This window comes from Kribbella sp. VKM Ac-2568 (genome assembly GCF_004345365.1).
In the GTDB taxonomy this organism is placed as follows: domain Bacteria; phylum Actinomycetota; class Actinomycetes; order Propionibacteriales; family Kribbellaceae; genus Kribbella; species Kribbella orskensis.
Map to the genome: position 1 here is coordinate 185539 of NZ_SLVF01000008.1, position 14591 is coordinate 200129.

Here is a 14591-nt window from a genome sequence, read left to right on the forward strand (position 1 = left end):
ACCGGCCGGGCGGGGTACCGTTGCCCGGGCGGCAGATCGTTTCTCAGGGGAGCTCAGGTGTTGAGTAGTTCGGTGCGGAAGCACGGCCTTGCCGTGGCTGGGGTTTGCGCGATGCTGCTGGTCGGCGCCGCCTGCAGTGACTCGGAAGCGGCGGATCCGGCGCCCTCGGCGAGTACGACGCAGAGCAACTCCACGCCTGGCGCGTCCAGCAGTCCCGGCAGCACGCCCTCGCAGGACCCGGCCGCCGCGAACCTCCAGATCGTCCCGGCCAAGGGTGCCTCCGCGGTCCGTCCGGACAAGCCGGTCACCGTCGCGACCTCTTCCGGAACGATCGAGAACGTAACGTTGAAGGACTCCGACGGCGACAAGGTCGACGGCAGCCTCAACGACCAGAAGTCCCAGTGGACCTCCGAGCAGGGGCTCAAGCCCGGCGAGAAGTACACCCTCTCCGGCACCGCCAAGGGCAGCGACGGCCACGACGTGCCGATCAGCTCGACCTTCCGGACGCTGGCCGCCGCGAGCAACCTGAAGGCCTCGGTCGCCCCGCTGAACGGTGAGACCGTCGGCGTCGCGATGCCGATCCAGATCTTCTGGAACCACACCGTGAAGGACCGCGCCGCGGTCGAGAAGCGGCTGTCGGTGAAGACCTCGGTCCCGGTCGAGGGCACCTGGCACTGGTTGAACAGCAGGCAGGTCAACTACCGCCCGAAGACCTATTGGCCGGCCGGCACCAAGGTGTCCGTCAGCATCGACACCCAGGGCGTCAACGCCGGCGCCAACGTCTGGGGCGCCGCCAGCCGCAAGATCGACTTCACCATCGGCAAGTCCGTCGTCACCAATATCGACGTGAAGCGCCACGTGATGACGGTCGCGATCAACGGCAAGTTGGCCCGCACCATCCCGATCACCGCCGGCAAGGACGGCTTCACCACCCGCAGCGGCGTGAAGGTGATCATGGAGAAGTACGCCACCAAGCGGATGGACGCCCGGACCGTCGGCATCAAGCCGGGCGACCCGGAGTACTACGACATCCACGACGTCAAGTGGGCCCAACGGGTGACGAGCTCCGGCGAGTTCATCCACGGCGCTCCCTGGTCCGGTGGTGCGCAGGGGCGTGACAACGTCAGCCACGGCTGCGTCGGCATGAGCCTCAAGGACGGCGCCTGGTACTTCTCCCAGACCCTCCGTGGCGACCCGGTCGTCGTCACCGGCACCGCCCGCAAGATGGAGACCGGCAACGGCTGGACCGACTGGAACCAGCCCTGGGCCGCCTACAAGGCCGGCTCAGCCCTCGCCTGACCCACTCCTGGCGCTGCCTCCCCACGAGGGCTCGTAGGGAGGCAGGCTCCAGGTCTATGTTCGTGGGATGGCGGATGAGGTGGGGAGTCGCCTGATCGGGCTGGCCGGGGGCCGGGCGGTTGAGGTGTGGGAGGGCGGGGACGCGGACGGCGTACCGGTGGTGTTTCATCATGGGACGCCGTCGGGGCGGCTTCAGGCGCGGCTTGGCGAGGAGGCTGCGCGGCGGTCGGGTGTGCGGCTGGTCTCGTTCAATCGGCCGGGCTATGGGCGTTCGACTGACACGCCGCCGAGTCTGGCCTCCGTCGGCGTCGACACGCTCGCAGTGGCTGATGCCCTGGGCATCGGAGAGTTCGCCGTACTGGGTGCCTCGGGAGGCGGTCCGTACGCGCTGGCCACGGGGCTTGCCGACCAGGCGAGGGTGCGGGCGGTCGGGATCGCCGGTGGGGTCGGCCCGTGGCGGCTGGTCGAGCCGCCCGACCCTCTGGATCCCGATCTACCCATCCTCGCCCTCGCGGATGCCGGCGACATCGAGGGCGCGTTGAGGGGTTTCCGGGCGGAGGCGGGCGGTAGGTACGAGAAGCTCCTAGCGCTGCCGGATCCTGCGATGACGGAGGAGTTCTTCGACGGCGTGCCCGAGAACGACGCCATCTGGCTCACTGCGGAGAACAAGCGGCTCTTCGGCCTGGATCTTCGCGACACCCTGCGGACTCTCGACGGCTACGCCCGCGACAACGTCGCCTGGGGCGGCGAGTGGGACATCGATCCGGCCCGTCTCGAGGTGCCCACCTGGCTCTGGTTCGGAGATCTGGATCTGATGGTGCCGCCGTCGCACGGCCGTTGGTACGCCGAGCGAATCCCGAACGCCACCCTCGTCACCCGGTCTGGTATCGGCCACGGCAGCACCCTCTTCGAGTACTGGGACGACATGCTCACCACCCTCCGAGATCAGGTAACCCGCTGACCCCCTGGTGGGACGACGACGCCGAGCCCAACGGCATCACCCGCGGTCGGCGTCGCGACGTACGGGCGTTGGTCAACTGAGGTGCTTCTCGAGGGCTGCTGCTAGTTCTTCGGTTTGGGCTGCGGGAAGGGAGTGGTGGGTGGTTGGGAGGTGGGCGATGGTGGCTGTGGGGATGAGGGTCTGGACTCGGGTCGCGAGGCGAGCTGGGTTCTGGGACTTGCTGTGGTCGGCGATGACTACGAGGAGGTCTGGGTGGAGGGTGCGGAGGGCCTCGTCGGTGGGGCGCTTGGGGCGGACCGGGCGGGGCTTGGGGAACTCGGCGGCCAGGCCGGCTAACTCGAGCCAGGCGGGGTTGATGGGGACGCCCTGGGTTTCCCACAGGAGGAAGGACTTGGTGCGCGCTCTGGTGGGTTTGAGGAGGGACGGGAGCGCTCGCAGCACGTAGGAAGTTCGCAGTGGGGTGAAGCAGTCGGTGGGGTCGATCAGGGCGAGCTTGTCGACCCGGTCCGGGGCGTGGAGCGCGTAGCTGAGTGCCAGCCAGGAGCCGTACGAATGGCCGCACAGGTGAGTCCGGGGGAGTTGCAGGCCGTCGAGTACTGCGGTCAGCCACTGGTGGAGGTCTTCGGGCTTGGTGATCTTGCGCCCGGAATTCACGCTCAGCCCGGCATCGATGATCAGGTCGATCGCGTAGATCCGATGGTTCTGCCCGAGGTGGTTGGCCAGGCCGAACCAGACCGCGGAGGTCGCGCCATGCCCGGCCAGCAGGACCAGAGGAGGGGCATCCGGTGGGCCGCAGGCGTTCACGTGGGTGGAGCCGAACTCGGACTCCAGCGTCAGCGACTCCACCGGGAGCGTCCAGTGGTGGAGGAGTTCGGCGTACGCGGCGCGGAAGGCTGGGTCCATGCTGGCAGATTACCTCACTGAGTGAGGTAATCTGCAGTCTGTGGATACCCGTGAAGGAGTCACCCCGTCGGATCCCGAGCGCAAGGCGGCGCTCGAGCTGATCCACCAGTTGCGGGAGGTCGTCGTACGGCTGGAGTTGGCCGCGGGGGAGTTCGCACGGAGTACCGGGCTGCATGCGACCGACGTACGGGCGCTGATCAGGCTCCTGGACGCCGAGAGAGCCGGGGTGGAGGCGACGCCCACATGGCTCTCCCAACAGCTTGGAATGACCTCTCAGGCGACCACAGCAGTAATCCACCGCCTGGAGGTCGCCGGCCACGTAGAACGCCGCAAAAGCCCGACAGACGCCCGCAGCACCCACCTAGCCGTCACCGAGTCCGCAATAGCCCTCGGCTGGGACTTTTTCGGCCCCCTCCTAGACCGCCTGATCACCGTCACCACCCCCCTCACCCCCACAGCCCGCAGCACCATCACCACCTACCTAACCGCCATAACCGCCGCCACAAACCCCACCTCCACCTGACCCCCAAAACGAGGAGCCGCGTGGGGCGGAGTACAAGCGAAAGGCCCCGGCTTGGTAGCCGGGGCCTTTCGGGTGGTGCCGTGGTTAGTGCTCTACGACCTTGTGGGCCGTGGCGTCGTCTACCTCGACGGTGCCGGTGACGCCTTCGACTGCCTCGTGGTGGTCGTCCTCGTGGCCGTGGGCGGCGTGGGCGTGGGCGTGGGCTTCTTCGATCTCGGCGGCCGTGGGCTTCTGGACCGCGTCGGCGAAGTAGAACCGCGACAGGCTCGCGCGGACCTTCTTGAGTGCCCGGCGGGGTGCCCGGACGCCGTTGTCGTCGGTCTCGGGACCGATCTCGAGCGGCAGGGTGCGGTCGCGGGCAGTGAGCGAGTAGGCCTCGTACTTCGAGATCGGGCTGTGCTTCTCGTAGTACTCGCCGTCGGGAGACCGCACGATGATGCCGGATTCCAGCCCGTGCAGGAGCCGCTCGTTGTCGGCGCGCTGCAGCGAGATCGCGATCCGCCGGGTGACCCAGAAGGCGAGCACCGGGCCGAGGAAGACCGCGAACCGCAGGAACCACGTCACGTTGTTCAGCGAGATCCCGAAGTGGGTGGCGATCAGGTCGTTGCCACCGCCGATCCAGAGCAGGCCGTAGAACGTGATGAACGCGGCGCCGATACCCGTCCGGGTCGGCATGTTGCGCGGCCGGTCGAGCAGGTGGTGGTCGCGGTGGTCGCCGGTGATCCATTGCTCGATGAACGGGTACGCCGCGACCAGCGTGACGAACGCGGGCGGTATCAGCAGGGCCGGGATGATCAGGTTCCAGCTGAGCGTGATGCCCCAGAAGGTGGACTCAAACCCCGGCATCAGGCGCACGGAGCCCTCCAGCCAGCCCATGTACCAGTCGGGCTGTGAGCCGGCTGTCACCTCGGCCGGGTTGTACGGGCCGTACAGCCAGACCGGGTTGATCTGGAGCAGCGCGCCCATCAGCGCGGTGATGCCGAACACGACGAAGAAGAAGCCACCGGCCTTGGCCGTGTAGACCGGCCACAGCGGGTAGCCGATGACGTTCTTCTGGGTGCGGCCGGGGCCCGGGTACTGGGTGTGCTTGTGGTACACGACCAGGAACAAGTGGGCCGTGACCAGCGCCAGGATCAAACCCGGGATGAGTAGCACATGGATGGTGAAGAAGCGGGAGACCATGTCGTCACCCGGGAACTCGCCACCGAAGATGAAGAAGCTCAGCCAGGTACCGATCACCGGTGACGCCTGGATCATGCCCTGGGTGATCCGCAGACCGGTACCGGACAGCAGGTCGTCGGGGAGGCCGTAGCCGATGAAGCCCTCGATGATGCCGAGGAACAGCATCGCGAAGCCGATCACCCAGTTCAGCTCACGCGGCTTGCGAAACGCGCCGGTGAAGAAGGTCCGGAGCAGGTGGACCATCATCGAGGCGACGAACAGGATCGCCGCCCAGTGGTGGATTTGCCGCATCAGCAGACCGCCGCGGACGTCGAACGAGATGTCCAGCGTCGAGGCGTAGGCCTCGGACATGTGCAGGCCCTTGAGCAGGCTGTACGAGCCCTGGTACTCGACCTCGGCCATCGACGGCTTGAACCAGAACGTCAGGAAGACGCCGGTCAGGAGCAGGATGATGAAGCTGTAGAGGGCGATCTCACCGAGCATGAAGGACCAGTGGTCCGGGAAGACCTTGCGGAGGTTGTTCTTGCCGATCTTGCCGATGCCGAGGCGGTCATCGGCCCACTTGACCGGTGGGGGGAACTCTTTCGTAGCCACTGGTGTCACCCTCGTTCGAAGAAGCTCGGGCCGACCGGCTCATGGAAGCCGCTCTGCGCGACGATGTAGCCTTCCGCATCCACTGCCAAGGGTAGCTGGGGCAGCGGACGGGCAGCCGGCCCGAAAATGACCTTGGCGCCGTCGGCCAGGTCGAAGGTCGACTGGTGGCACGGGCAGAGGACGTGGTGCGTGGTCTGCTCGTACAGCGAGATCGGGCAACCGACATGGGTGCAGATCTTCGAGTAGCACAGGATCCCGTCGATGCCCCAGTTCTCCCGGCCGGGAGGCACCTGGATCTCGGCCGGTGGGATCCGGACCATGATCACCGCGGCCTTGGCCTTGGCGTTCTGGTACTCGACCGGGCTGTCCTCCTGCATCGCGGCCAGGTTCGCCGGCGCCCCGTTGACCAGCTGGCCGACGACCAGGTCGGAGGGCTTGATCGGGCGCAGCGTGACGTCGTTGACGACCCGGATGCCCTCGGCCCAGATGGTGCCGAAGAGCTTGCGGCCGGGCGCCGGGCCGAGGTCGCGCAGCAGGACGATGGCCGGCAGGCCGAGCAGCGCCATCGCGCCGATCAGCGAGCGGCGGATCAGCTTGCGGCGGGTGAAGCCCGACTCCTCGACCCCGACCTGGAAGGCCTCCGTGATCTCGGTCTTCTGCTCCGGCGAGGAGTACGCCGGGTGCCGGTCCTCGGAGATCTCGACGTCGACCATCAGCTTCTTCGCCCACTGGATCGCGCCGGCACCGATCAAGAACAGCCCGAACCCGAGGCACAGGCCCAGGGTGAGGTTGTTCGCGTTGCCGGTGAGCGGCCCGACGGTGACCTCGCTGTCGCGGGGGATCGCGAAGTACCCGACGCAGGCGAGCACCGCGAGCAGGCCCGCGAGGCTGAACATGGTGGCCACCTGGCGCTCGACCCGGTCGGCCGCCTTCGGGTCGATGTCGGTGATCCGGTTCTCGTGCGGCTCGATGCCCGGGTCCGGGATCGGCTCAGCCACCTGGACCTGACCGTGGTCCTCTTCCGCCGTCACGGCGGGAAGGTTCGCCTTCTCGTCGCTCATTCGGCCCTCACTCCCTTGGCCTTGACGCCCTTGGCGCCGATCCAGACCGCTACGCACACCAGCAGGCCGATACCGACCAGCCAGCCCCACAGACCCTCGGAGACCGGGCCGAGCCGGCCGAGGCCGAAGCCACCGGGGTCCTTCTGCTCCTGCAACGCGTTCAGGTACGCGATGATGTCGCGCTTGTCCTCAGGCTGCAGCACCTGGTCGGAGAAGACCGGCATCTGCTGCGGACCGGTGAGCATCGCCTCGTAGATGTGCTTGGGGTCGACACCCATCAGGGACGGGGCGTAGCGGCCGTTCGGCAGCGCACCGCCCTTGCCGGCGAAGTTGTGGCACGCCGTGCAGTTCGTCCGGAACAGCTCGCCACCGCGGGTGACCTGCTTGTCGGTGGCCTTGCTGATGTCGTACGACTCCTCGGCCGGGACGGCCGGGCCGGGGGCCAGCGACGCGACGTACGCGGCCAGCGCCTCGATCTCCGCCGGCGTGTACGACGGGGTCTTGCGCGGGATCTGCGCGCCGGGCTGCATCGCGGGCATCCGGCCGGTGCCGACCTGGAAGTCGACCGCGGCCGCGCCGACGCCGATCAGCGAGGGTCCGGCCATCTTGCCTTCGCCGTTGCCGCCGCCTTCGGCGTTCAGGCCGTGGCAGCTGGCACAGCCGACCGCGAAGAGCTTCTTGCCCTCTTCGATCTGCTGGGACTGGGCCGAGGTGTCCGCCACCGCGTTGTCAGGGGCGAACGCGGCGTACGCGGAGCCCACCGCCAGGAGGCCGAAAAGAAGCACGACGAGGCCGGCTGACCGATGCCGTCGTCGCGCGGAAAGGAAACGCGCCGGTGACAAGGAAAGTCTCTTCTCACTCATTGGAGCAGGTAGATGGTCGCGAACAGGGCGATCCAGACCACATCGACGAAGTGCCAGTAGTAGGACACGACGATCGCGGAGACGGCCTGTTCGTGGGTGAACTTGCGAGCCATGAACGTCCTGGCGAGGACGAACACGAAAGCGATGAGACCGCCGGTCACGTGCAGACCGTGGAACCCGGTGGTCAGGAAGAAGACCGATCCGTACGGCGACGACGAGATCGTCATGCCCTCGTGGACCAGGGCGGCGTACTCCGTCACCTGGCCGGCGATGAACACCGCGCCCATCAGGTAGGTCAGGATGAACCACTCGCGCATGCCCCAGGCGCGGACGTTCGCCAGCGAGCCGGACCGTCCGACCTTGCCGTGCTCCGCGGCGAAGACGCCGGCCTGGCAGGTGAACGACGACGCGACCAGGATGAACGTGTTCACCGAGGCGAACGGCACGTTCAGCATCTCCGTGGAGGTCGCCCAGAGCGAATCCGCCCCAGGTGCCGCCGCGGCGGTCGTCACCGACCGGATCGTGAAGTAGGCCGCGAAGAGGGCGGCGAAGAACATCAGTTCGCTCGAGAGCCAGACGATCGTGCCGACACTGACCATGCTGGGACGGTCGTGGTGTCCGTGTTCACGAGACGCTGGGAGCGCGGTTGCAGTGGCCACGCGGTCATTATGTCGGTCCCGGGATCAGACAGCACGCCCACCCCCATGCATGTCGGCGACCAATGCTTTCTACTGTGGAAGCGTGCTTCCCCTTCACGCCGGACCCGGCGACCAGATCGAGCCCTTCACGCCGTCGCGTCTGCTGACCGCGTGGACCTTCGAGCCGGTGTTACTGACTGTGATCGTGGTCGTCGGAGCCGTCTATCTGTACGGCGTGCACAAGCTCCGCGCGCGGGGTGACAAGTGGTCCCGCGGCAGGACTTTCTCCTTCGTCGGACTGGGTCTCGGCAGCGCGGTGATCGCCACCCAGTCGGCTCTGGGAACCTATGACACCGTGCTTCTGAGCGTGCACATGGCCCAGCACATGATCCTGTCGATGATGACCCCGTTGGCAATGGCCCTCGGCGCGCCGGTGACCCTTGCCCTGCGCACCCTCCCGGGTCGGCCGCGGCACTGGTTGCTCTCCGTGTTGCATTCGCGGTTCGCCAAGGTCATCTGCTTCCCGATGATCGGCTTCACGCTGTTCGTGCTGAGCCCCTGGGCGCTCTACTTCAGCGGCTGGTACGACGCGACGCTGCGCTCGGCGCCGCTGCATGATCTTCTTCACGTCCACTTCATCGCCGTCGGCGCGTTGTTCTTCTGGCCGCTGCTCGGGCTGGACCCGGTCCCGGGCCGGGTGATCTACCCGTTCCGGCTGATGCTGGTCTTCCTGACGCTGCCGTTCCACGCGTTCCTCGGCATCACGATCATGTCCGCGAACAAGCTGATCGCGGAGGACTGGTACACCAGCTTCGGCCGGTCCTGGCCGCCCTCGCCCCTGCACGACCAGTACATCGCCGGTGGCTTGCTCTGGGGATCCGGTGACATCGTCGGCCTGGTCTTCTTCGCCGTCCTGTTCGTCCAGTGGGTGAAGCAGTCGCAGCGCGAGGCCCGGCGCGAGGACCGCCGGCTGGACCGGTTGGAGGAACAGGCGCGCAGAGCCGGGCGGGCTCCCCGGTAGCATTCGCGATGTCCACTCGTCACAGACATACAGCTTGGGATGAATCGATGAGTTCAGAGCGTCCTCTGAAGGTGCTGGTCTACAGCGACGACCGCACCACGCGGGAGTCCGTCCGGCTGTCGCTGGGGAAGCGGCCCGCCGCCGATCTGCCCGAACTCGAGTACGTCGAGTGCGCCACCGAGCCGGCCGTGATCAAGACCATGGACAAGGGTGACGTCGACCTGGCCATCCTGGACGGCGAGGCCGTGCCCGCCGGTGGACTCGGGATCGCCCGGCAGTTGAAGGACGAGATCTTCCAGTGCCCTCCGGTGCTGGTGATCACCGGTCGTCCGCAGGACGCGTGGCTGGCCACCTGGTCCCGGGCCGAGGCAGCCGTCTCGCACCCGATCGACCCGATCCGGCTGGCCGAGGCCACCGCCGGACTCCTCCGGCAGCGGGTCGCCTCGCTGCCCGCGACCACCTGATCCCGTGACCGGCTTGTCGGGTGACCCGGCGCGCGAGCTGACCTGGTCACAGGTACTCAACCCGTTGCTGCGCCACGAGGACCTGGACGCGTCGGCGACCGCGTGGGCGATGGAGCAGATCCTGTCCGGAGCGGCGTCTCCGGCGCAGCTGGCCGGGTTCGTGATCGCGCTGCGTTCCAAGGGCGAGACGGTGACCGAGGTCGAGGGGCTGGTCGCCACCATGCGCGACTTCGCCACCCGGATCGAGGTTCCCGGCCGCACCCTGGACGTCGTCGGTACCGGAGGTGACCAAGCGCACACCGTCAACATCTCCACGATGTCGGCGATCGTTGCCGCGGGCGCCGGTGCGAAGGTGCTCAAGCACGGCAACCGCGCGGCCTCCTCTGCCTGTGGTGCGGCCGACGTGCTCGAGGAGCTGGGCATTCCGCTCGACCTGCGCGCGGACCAGGTCGCCGCGGTGGGGGAGCTGGCCGGGATCACCTTCTGCTTCGCCCCCGCGTTCCACCCTGCGCTGCGGCATGCCGCCGTACCGCGCCGCGAGCTGGGCGTGCCGACCACCTTCAACTTCCTCGGGCCGTTGGCGAATCCGGGCAATCCTTCCGCGCAGGCGGTTGGTGTGGGGGATGGGCGGATCGCCGGGCTGATGGCCGGAGTACTGGCGCGGCGGGGGATCGACGCGCTGGTGTTCCACGGCGACGACGGGCTGGACGAGCTGACCACGATGACCACGTCGCAGGTGTGGACGGTGGGGCGCGGCCTCGTCGAGGGTCCCGAGACGCTGGATCCGCGGGAGCTGGGGATCACCCCGGTTCCGGCGGATTCGCTGCGCGGTGCGGACGCGACGTACAACGCGAAAGTCGTCCGGACGCTGCTGGACGGGGAGTCCGGGGCGGTGCGGGATGTCGTGCTGCTGAACGCGGGCGCTGCGCTGGCCGCGCATGACGCGAGCACCGGGCCGCTGGTCGCGCGGATCCGGGCCGGGATGGATCGTGCGGCCGAGGCCATCGACTCCGGCGCCGCCAAGGACGTGCTGGACCGCTGGGTCGCAGCCTGCGTCGAGGTCCGCGCCTAGCTCACTGGCCGTCCACGGCCAGTGAGCGAGTGTCCGCTTGCCCCTCGACGTCTGGTTCTGCCGAACGTGCAAAACCCGCCCCGGTTCGGGGCGGGTTTTTGTCGGCTAGCTCACTGGCCGATCTTGATCTCGGAGACCTTGGCGCGCCAGATCGGGATCCATTGCGGAGTCGAGCCGGCGATGTCGCCGACCGCCACGTCCGCAGTACCGTCGCCGCGGTCGATCACCGCGACCATGACGGTGGAGAACGTCTCCTTCAGCTTCGGCTGGCTCACCACGACCTTGATGCTGAGCTCGTGGCCCGGGTGGCCGTCGACCGTGATCGGCTTGTGCACCGCCTTGCCGATGAACTTCACGTTCTCGTCGTACAGCCGGATGATCGCCCGGGACGCGGCCTGGATCGTCGCCTCCTTCCGGCCGGCCGGGGTGTTCGCGTACGGGATGTTCTTGGCCAGGCCGCCGAACGCGACGTAGTTGCCCCAGCTCGCGGTCTTGCCGTCGTAGTTCCTGTGCACGGTCAACCAGATCGCCGCACCGCCGTACAGGCCCGAGTTCTCGCCGTTGTCCGACCAGGCCGAACCCATCAACGGCATCATGTCGTTGTTGGAGGCAACCAAGTTGGAGCCGACCACCTTGCCCATCGGCGGCGGGGTCGGCGTCGGCTTCATAGACGGGCTGATCGTCGTCAACGGCTCGGGGTTGGCCGACGGCAGGGCGATCGGCGTCACCGCGTTTGCCTTGTCCCAGATCCAGTTCGCGCTCAACCCGGTAGTCAGCAGAGCAGCCGCCACCAGCCCGACCACTCCGATCAACCGAGCCCGCTGCCCCTGATCCCCGCCACCCCCACGAACCGCGTGCTCCGCCTCCTCATACGGCCCAGCATCAGTAACCCCATACGGCTGCCCCCCACCGTGCGGAGCCTGCCCATACGCCCCGTACTCCGCCCCACCGTGCGCGGGTCCACCATGCCCGGGTCCACCGTGCTGAGGTGCCCCGTGCCGCGGTGCGCTTTGCTGGGGTCCGCCGTGCTGAGGTCGCGCGTACTCCGGCAGCCCTTGCTGCTGCGCCCCACCCTGCGGCCCGGCTCCAAACGGCTGCCCAGGCTGCCCGTATGGTCCCGGCTGCCCGGCCCACTGCTGCCCGGGCTGAGACTGCGCGCCCGGCGTTTGCCCATACGGCTGCTGTCCAGGCTGGCCTTGCCCGTACGACTGCGGCGCGTGGGGTCCGCCCGCCTGGGATCGGCCGTATGGCTGCTGTCCCTGAGACGGGCCGGCCTGATGCTGCCCATACGGCTGCGAGCCGTGGGGGCCACTCGCCTGCGGCTCCCCGTGCGGCCGCGGCCCCTGAGGACCACCCACCTGGGGTCGGCCATACGGCTGCTGGCCAGCGTGCTGCGGGGCCTGCTGCCATGGACCCGGCGCACCTGGACCTTGCGGTTGAGTCCCGGGCGTCTGCGGCCGGGGTCCCTGCGGAGGTCCGCCAGCAGCGCCAGGAGCAGCGGATACGTGAGGACCTGGCCCCTGAGCAGTTGGCCCGTGAGTAGCCGGCCCCTGAGCAACTGGTCTCTGAGCAGTTGGTCCCTGGGGAGCCGGCCGCTGGGGGGCTTGTGGTTGTTGTGCTTGGGGACGTGGCTCCGCTGGTGGCTGCCTCCTGGGCTGTTGGGCCGCCGGGGCACGGGGTTCGGGCTGCGGCCACCACCCTGCTTCGGCTGGCTGCGGTGGTTGCTGCTCTTGCTCGAACCACGACTGGCCGGCCGGCTGCCTTCCCGGCTGCTCGCTCGCAGGCTGTGCGTCGACGACTGGCCGGGCGGAGTGCTGTGCCCGCGGCGGGGGAGGAGGCGGTGGTGCCGGCGCGCGGAAATCGCCGAACAGGGGATCCCCGGAAGACAACGGGCCCTGGCCACCCGACAGGGGGCCCGAAGGCTGGTCTGACCGCGCTTCCGCTGGGCGACTCGACAGGGGGTCTTCAGCGGATGGTGTTTGGGTGGACTGGGGTTGGGGCTGCGGTTGGCGCGGGGGGGCGCTGTGCCGGGCCGGGGGGCGGGGCGGGTGGGGGTTCTCGTTCTCAGCCAACGTTGATTCCCTTGTAGACCTGGGCCTCGGCCGTCCTCAGATCCGGCCGGTTCACGGGGATGTCACTGATGTAGGCGACCGCGATGCCGTCGCCCAGGTCGAAGACCGCAACGGTCAACGTCAGTACCCGTGATGTCACTTTCGTCGAGTTCACCGTCACGGTCTGCTGGTAGAACCAGCCCGCCTTGCCCGAACGCTTCACCGGGCCGTTCGCCCGCGGCTTGAACGTGACCGGGATGTCGCCGTACATCGAACTGCGGGCCTGCAGCATCAGGTCCGACGCGGTCGCCTGCGGGTTGCCGTTGAACGGCGTGCCGGTACCGAGCGCGCCGACGAACATGTCCGCGTACCAGTCGTTCTCGCCGTCGAAGTTCTCCTGCAACCGGACGTACTGCCCGCTGGAGTTGATCAGTTGCGCGATCAGCCGCTTGCGTTCGGACCACGGCTGACCCTGGCGCGGGAAGGAGATCGCCTCGGAGGCGACGCGCGGAGCCTCGTGCAGCTTGGGGTTCTTCGACTGGCCGGGCGCGCCGGTGGTCTGGTTGCCGGGCGTCGTCGGAGCGTTGGTCGGCGACGGCGGTGCGGAGGTGGGCGGAGGTGTCGGGTCCGGGCCGGCCGTCTTGTCGTCGCGTTGCGAGAGGAAGAACACACCCGCCGCGACGATCAGTACGAACGCCACCACCGCCGCGACGATCAGCGGCAGCTTGCTCCCGCCGCCCTTGCCTTCCTTGCCACCGTTGTCCGGCTTGATCCTTCCAGGCCCGCCGCCCTGCTCCACCGGCCACTGACCGGCCCCACCGGACTGCCACTGCCCAGCACCCTGCTCCTGACCAACGCCCTGCTGCTGACCCCCGCCCTGCTGACCGCCCTGCCAAGGCTCGGTCGCAGTCTGACCACCACCGCCGGCCTGCCACGGTCCCGCACCAGCCTGGTTGACCTGCCACGGATCGGCAGCAGCCTGCCCGTCTCCGGAGCCCTGCCACTGGTTCCCGCCGTGCTGCTGCTGCGCAACAGCCGCCTCCCACTGAGTCGGAGCTGTCTGCTGTCCCGCCGACGCCTCCCACTGGTTAGGCGCCGCCTGCTCGCCGGAGGCTTGCCACTGGTTGCCGGCGGTCTGCTGCTGGTCGGCCGAGACCTCCCATTGGTTGGGCGCGGTCTGCTGGTCGCCCGAAACCTCCCATTGGTTGGGAGTCGGCCGCCACGGCGGCGGTGGAGTTTGCAGGTCGCCGTGGTCCGGAACCGCCTGCTCGTCAGGCAAGCCCCAGGTGTTGACTGCCGTCTGCTCCTCGTCGGGGACAGCCTGGGTGTTCGCGGCATTCGCCTGCTCGTCGGGCAGACCCCAGGTATTGGCGGCGGCCGTCTGCTGCTCGTCCGGGATACCCCAGGTAGTAGCGGCGGTCGTCTGCTGCTCGTCGGGTAGGCCCCAGGTGTTGGCTGGCGTCTGGCTGTTGGTTGCCTGCGTCGGCTCCTGGCTCACAGGCTGGCTGGGCTGCTGCGTCCAGCTCGTAGGTCCCCAGCCTTCCGCCTGCTGGGCAGCGCTGATCGGCTCTGTCCAGGAGTTCTCTTGCCCGTCCTTACCCTGAGCCCCTGCATCCGATCCAGCAGCACCAGCGTCAGCGAGCTTGAGGGTCCAGCCAGTCTGAACAGGTTCAGTGACGGGCTCAATGACCGGCTCCGGAGCGGTGTCCGGCTCGTCCGGTGCAGGTTGCTGGGTCCAGTGGTTCGCGGCCGACGGGATCGTGGCCGGCTCCATCCAGGTCGACTTCGCCTTCTCCGCGGCACTGATCGCGGCAGCCTCGGTTTCCGCCTCAGCCGCGTCCGGAGTGACGTCTTCCTTCTCGGTCTTGTTGGTCCACTGGGTCCCGTTCCACCACCGCAGGGTGTTCGGCTGTCCGGTGGGATCCGGATACCAGCCGACCGGAGGGTTGCTCATGCGTT

General features: G+C 68.3%; 13 protein-coding genes. 6 read left to right on the forward strand and 7 right to left on the reverse strand.

The features are described 5' to 3' along the window. Positions 1-57 precede the first annotated feature (57 nt). Both EV648_RS24135 and EV648_RS24140 read left to right on the forward strand, forming a co-directional pair. The gene (locus EV648_RS24135) at positions 58-1299 is read left to right on the forward strand and encodes an Ig-like domain-containing protein (protein WP_241995555.1); all 1242 of its coding nucleotides are present in this window, start codon (positions 58-60) and stop codon (positions 1297-1299) included. A 67-nt stretch (positions 1300-1366) separates the two neighbouring features. Next, positions 1367-2260 (forward strand): alpha/beta fold hydrolase, encoded by an 894-nt coding sequence (locus tag EV648_RS24140; RefSeq protein ID WP_132296000.1) that lies wholly within the window; start codon positions 1367-1369, stop codon positions 2258-2260. A 72-nt stretch (positions 2261-2332) separates the two neighbouring features. Here EV648_RS24140 and EV648_RS24145 read toward each other — a convergent pair whose 3' ends face one another. Next, positions 2333-3163: an alpha/beta fold hydrolase gene (locus EV648_RS24145; RefSeq protein ID WP_132296003.1), complete on the reverse strand. Its 831-nt coding sequence runs from the start codon at positions 3161-3163 to the stop codon at positions 2333-2335. A gap of 40 nt (positions 3164-3203) precedes the next feature. Between EV648_RS24145 and EV648_RS24150 the strand changes: the two genes are divergently transcribed. Beyond that, positions 3204-3686 (forward strand): MarR family winged helix-turn-helix transcriptional regulator, encoded by a 483-nt coding sequence (locus tag EV648_RS24150; RefSeq protein WP_158294056.1) that lies wholly within the window; start codon positions 3204-3206, stop codon positions 3684-3686. An 84-nt stretch (positions 3687-3770) separates the two neighbouring features. Here EV648_RS24150 and EV648_RS24155 read toward each other — a convergent pair whose 3' ends face one another. From EV648_RS24155 to EV648_RS24170, 4 genes are read right to left on the reverse strand one after another with little or no spacing between them, the layout of a single operon-like run. After that, entirely contained in the window at positions 3771-5462 is a 1692-nt protein-coding gene (locus EV648_RS24155; RefSeq protein ID WP_241995556.1) for a cytochrome bc complex cytochrome b subunit, read from the reverse strand. Positions 5463-5467: 5 nt separating this feature from the next. Continuing rightward, positions 5468-6523, reverse strand: a complete 1056-nt coding sequence (locus EV648_RS24160) for a ubiquinol-cytochrome c reductase iron-sulfur subunit (protein WP_132296012.1) — start codon at positions 6521-6523, stop codon at positions 5468-5470. Continuing rightward, complete coding sequence (locus tag EV648_RS24165; protein WP_132296015.1) at positions 6520-7386, reverse strand: c-type cytochrome; 867 nt, start codon at positions 7384-7386, stop codon at positions 6520-6522. The genes EV648_RS24160 and EV648_RS24165 overlap by 4 nt, the downstream gene beginning before the upstream one ends. Further along, on the reverse strand, positions 7383-8045 hold the full coding sequence (locus EV648_RS24170) for a heme-copper oxidase subunit III (RefSeq protein WP_132296018.1): 663 nt from the start codon (positions 8043-8045) through the stop codon (positions 7383-7385). The genes EV648_RS24165 and EV648_RS24170 overlap by 4 nt, the downstream gene beginning before the upstream one ends. A gap of 82 nt (positions 8046-8127) precedes the next feature. Between EV648_RS24170 and EV648_RS24175 the strand changes: the two genes are divergently transcribed. From EV648_RS24175 to trpD, 3 genes are read left to right on the forward strand one after another with little or no spacing between them, the layout of a single operon-like run. Next, entirely contained in the window at positions 8128-9045 is a 918-nt protein-coding gene (locus EV648_RS24175) for a cytochrome c oxidase assembly protein (RefSeq protein ID WP_132296021.1), read from the forward strand. A 47-nt stretch (positions 9046-9092) separates the two neighbouring features. After that, complete coding sequence (locus EV648_RS24180) at positions 9093-9509, forward strand: response regulator transcription factor (RefSeq protein WP_132296025.1); 417 nt, start codon at positions 9093-9095, stop codon at positions 9507-9509. Between the two features lie 13 nt (positions 9510-9522). Beyond that, complete coding sequence (gene trpD / locus EV648_RS24185; RefSeq protein WP_199234807.1) at positions 9523-10581, forward strand: anthranilate phosphoribosyltransferase; 1059 nt, start codon at positions 9523-9525, stop codon at positions 10579-10581. A 110-nt stretch (positions 10582-10691) separates the two neighbouring features. Here trpD and EV648_RS24190 read toward each other — a convergent pair whose 3' ends face one another. Continuing rightward, positions 10692-11384, reverse strand: coding sequence for a hypothetical protein (locus EV648_RS24190; protein WP_132296711.1), 693 nt, complete (start codon positions 11382-11384; stop codon positions 10692-10694). 1261 nt (positions 11385-12645) lie between these two features. Then, positions 12646-14586: a DUF2510 domain-containing protein gene (locus EV648_RS43350; protein WP_199234786.1), complete on the reverse strand. Its 1941-nt coding sequence runs from the start codon at positions 14584-14586 to the stop codon at positions 12646-12648. Positions 14587-14591 lie beyond the last annotated feature (5 nt).

Bases quoted from the DNA above. Each gene is read 5' to 3' on its own strand.
- EV648_RS24140 (WP_132296000.1), top strand. From the start codon at position 1,367: ATGGCGGATGAGGTGGGGAGTCGCCTGATCGGGCTGGCCGGGGGCCGG.
- EV648_RS24145 (WP_132296003.1), bottom strand. From the start codon at position 3,163: ATGGACCCAGCCTTCCGCGCCGCGTACGCCGAACTCCTCCACCACTGG.
- EV648_RS24160 (WP_132296012.1), bottom strand. From the start codon at position 6,523: ATGAGCGACGAGAAGGCGAACCTTCCCGCCGTGACGGCGGAAGAGGAC.
- EV648_RS24165 (WP_132296015.1), bottom strand. From the start codon at position 7,386: ATGAGTGAGAAGAGACTTTCCTTGTCACCGGCGCGTTTCCTTTCCGCG.
- EV648_RS24180 (WP_132296025.1), top strand. From the start codon at position 9,093: ATGAGTTCAGAGCGTCCTCTGAAGGTGCTGGTCTACAGCGACGACCGC.
- EV648_RS43350 (WP_199234786.1), bottom strand. From the start codon at position 14,586: ATGAGCAACCCTCCGGTCGGCTGGTATCCGGATCCCACCGGACAGCCG.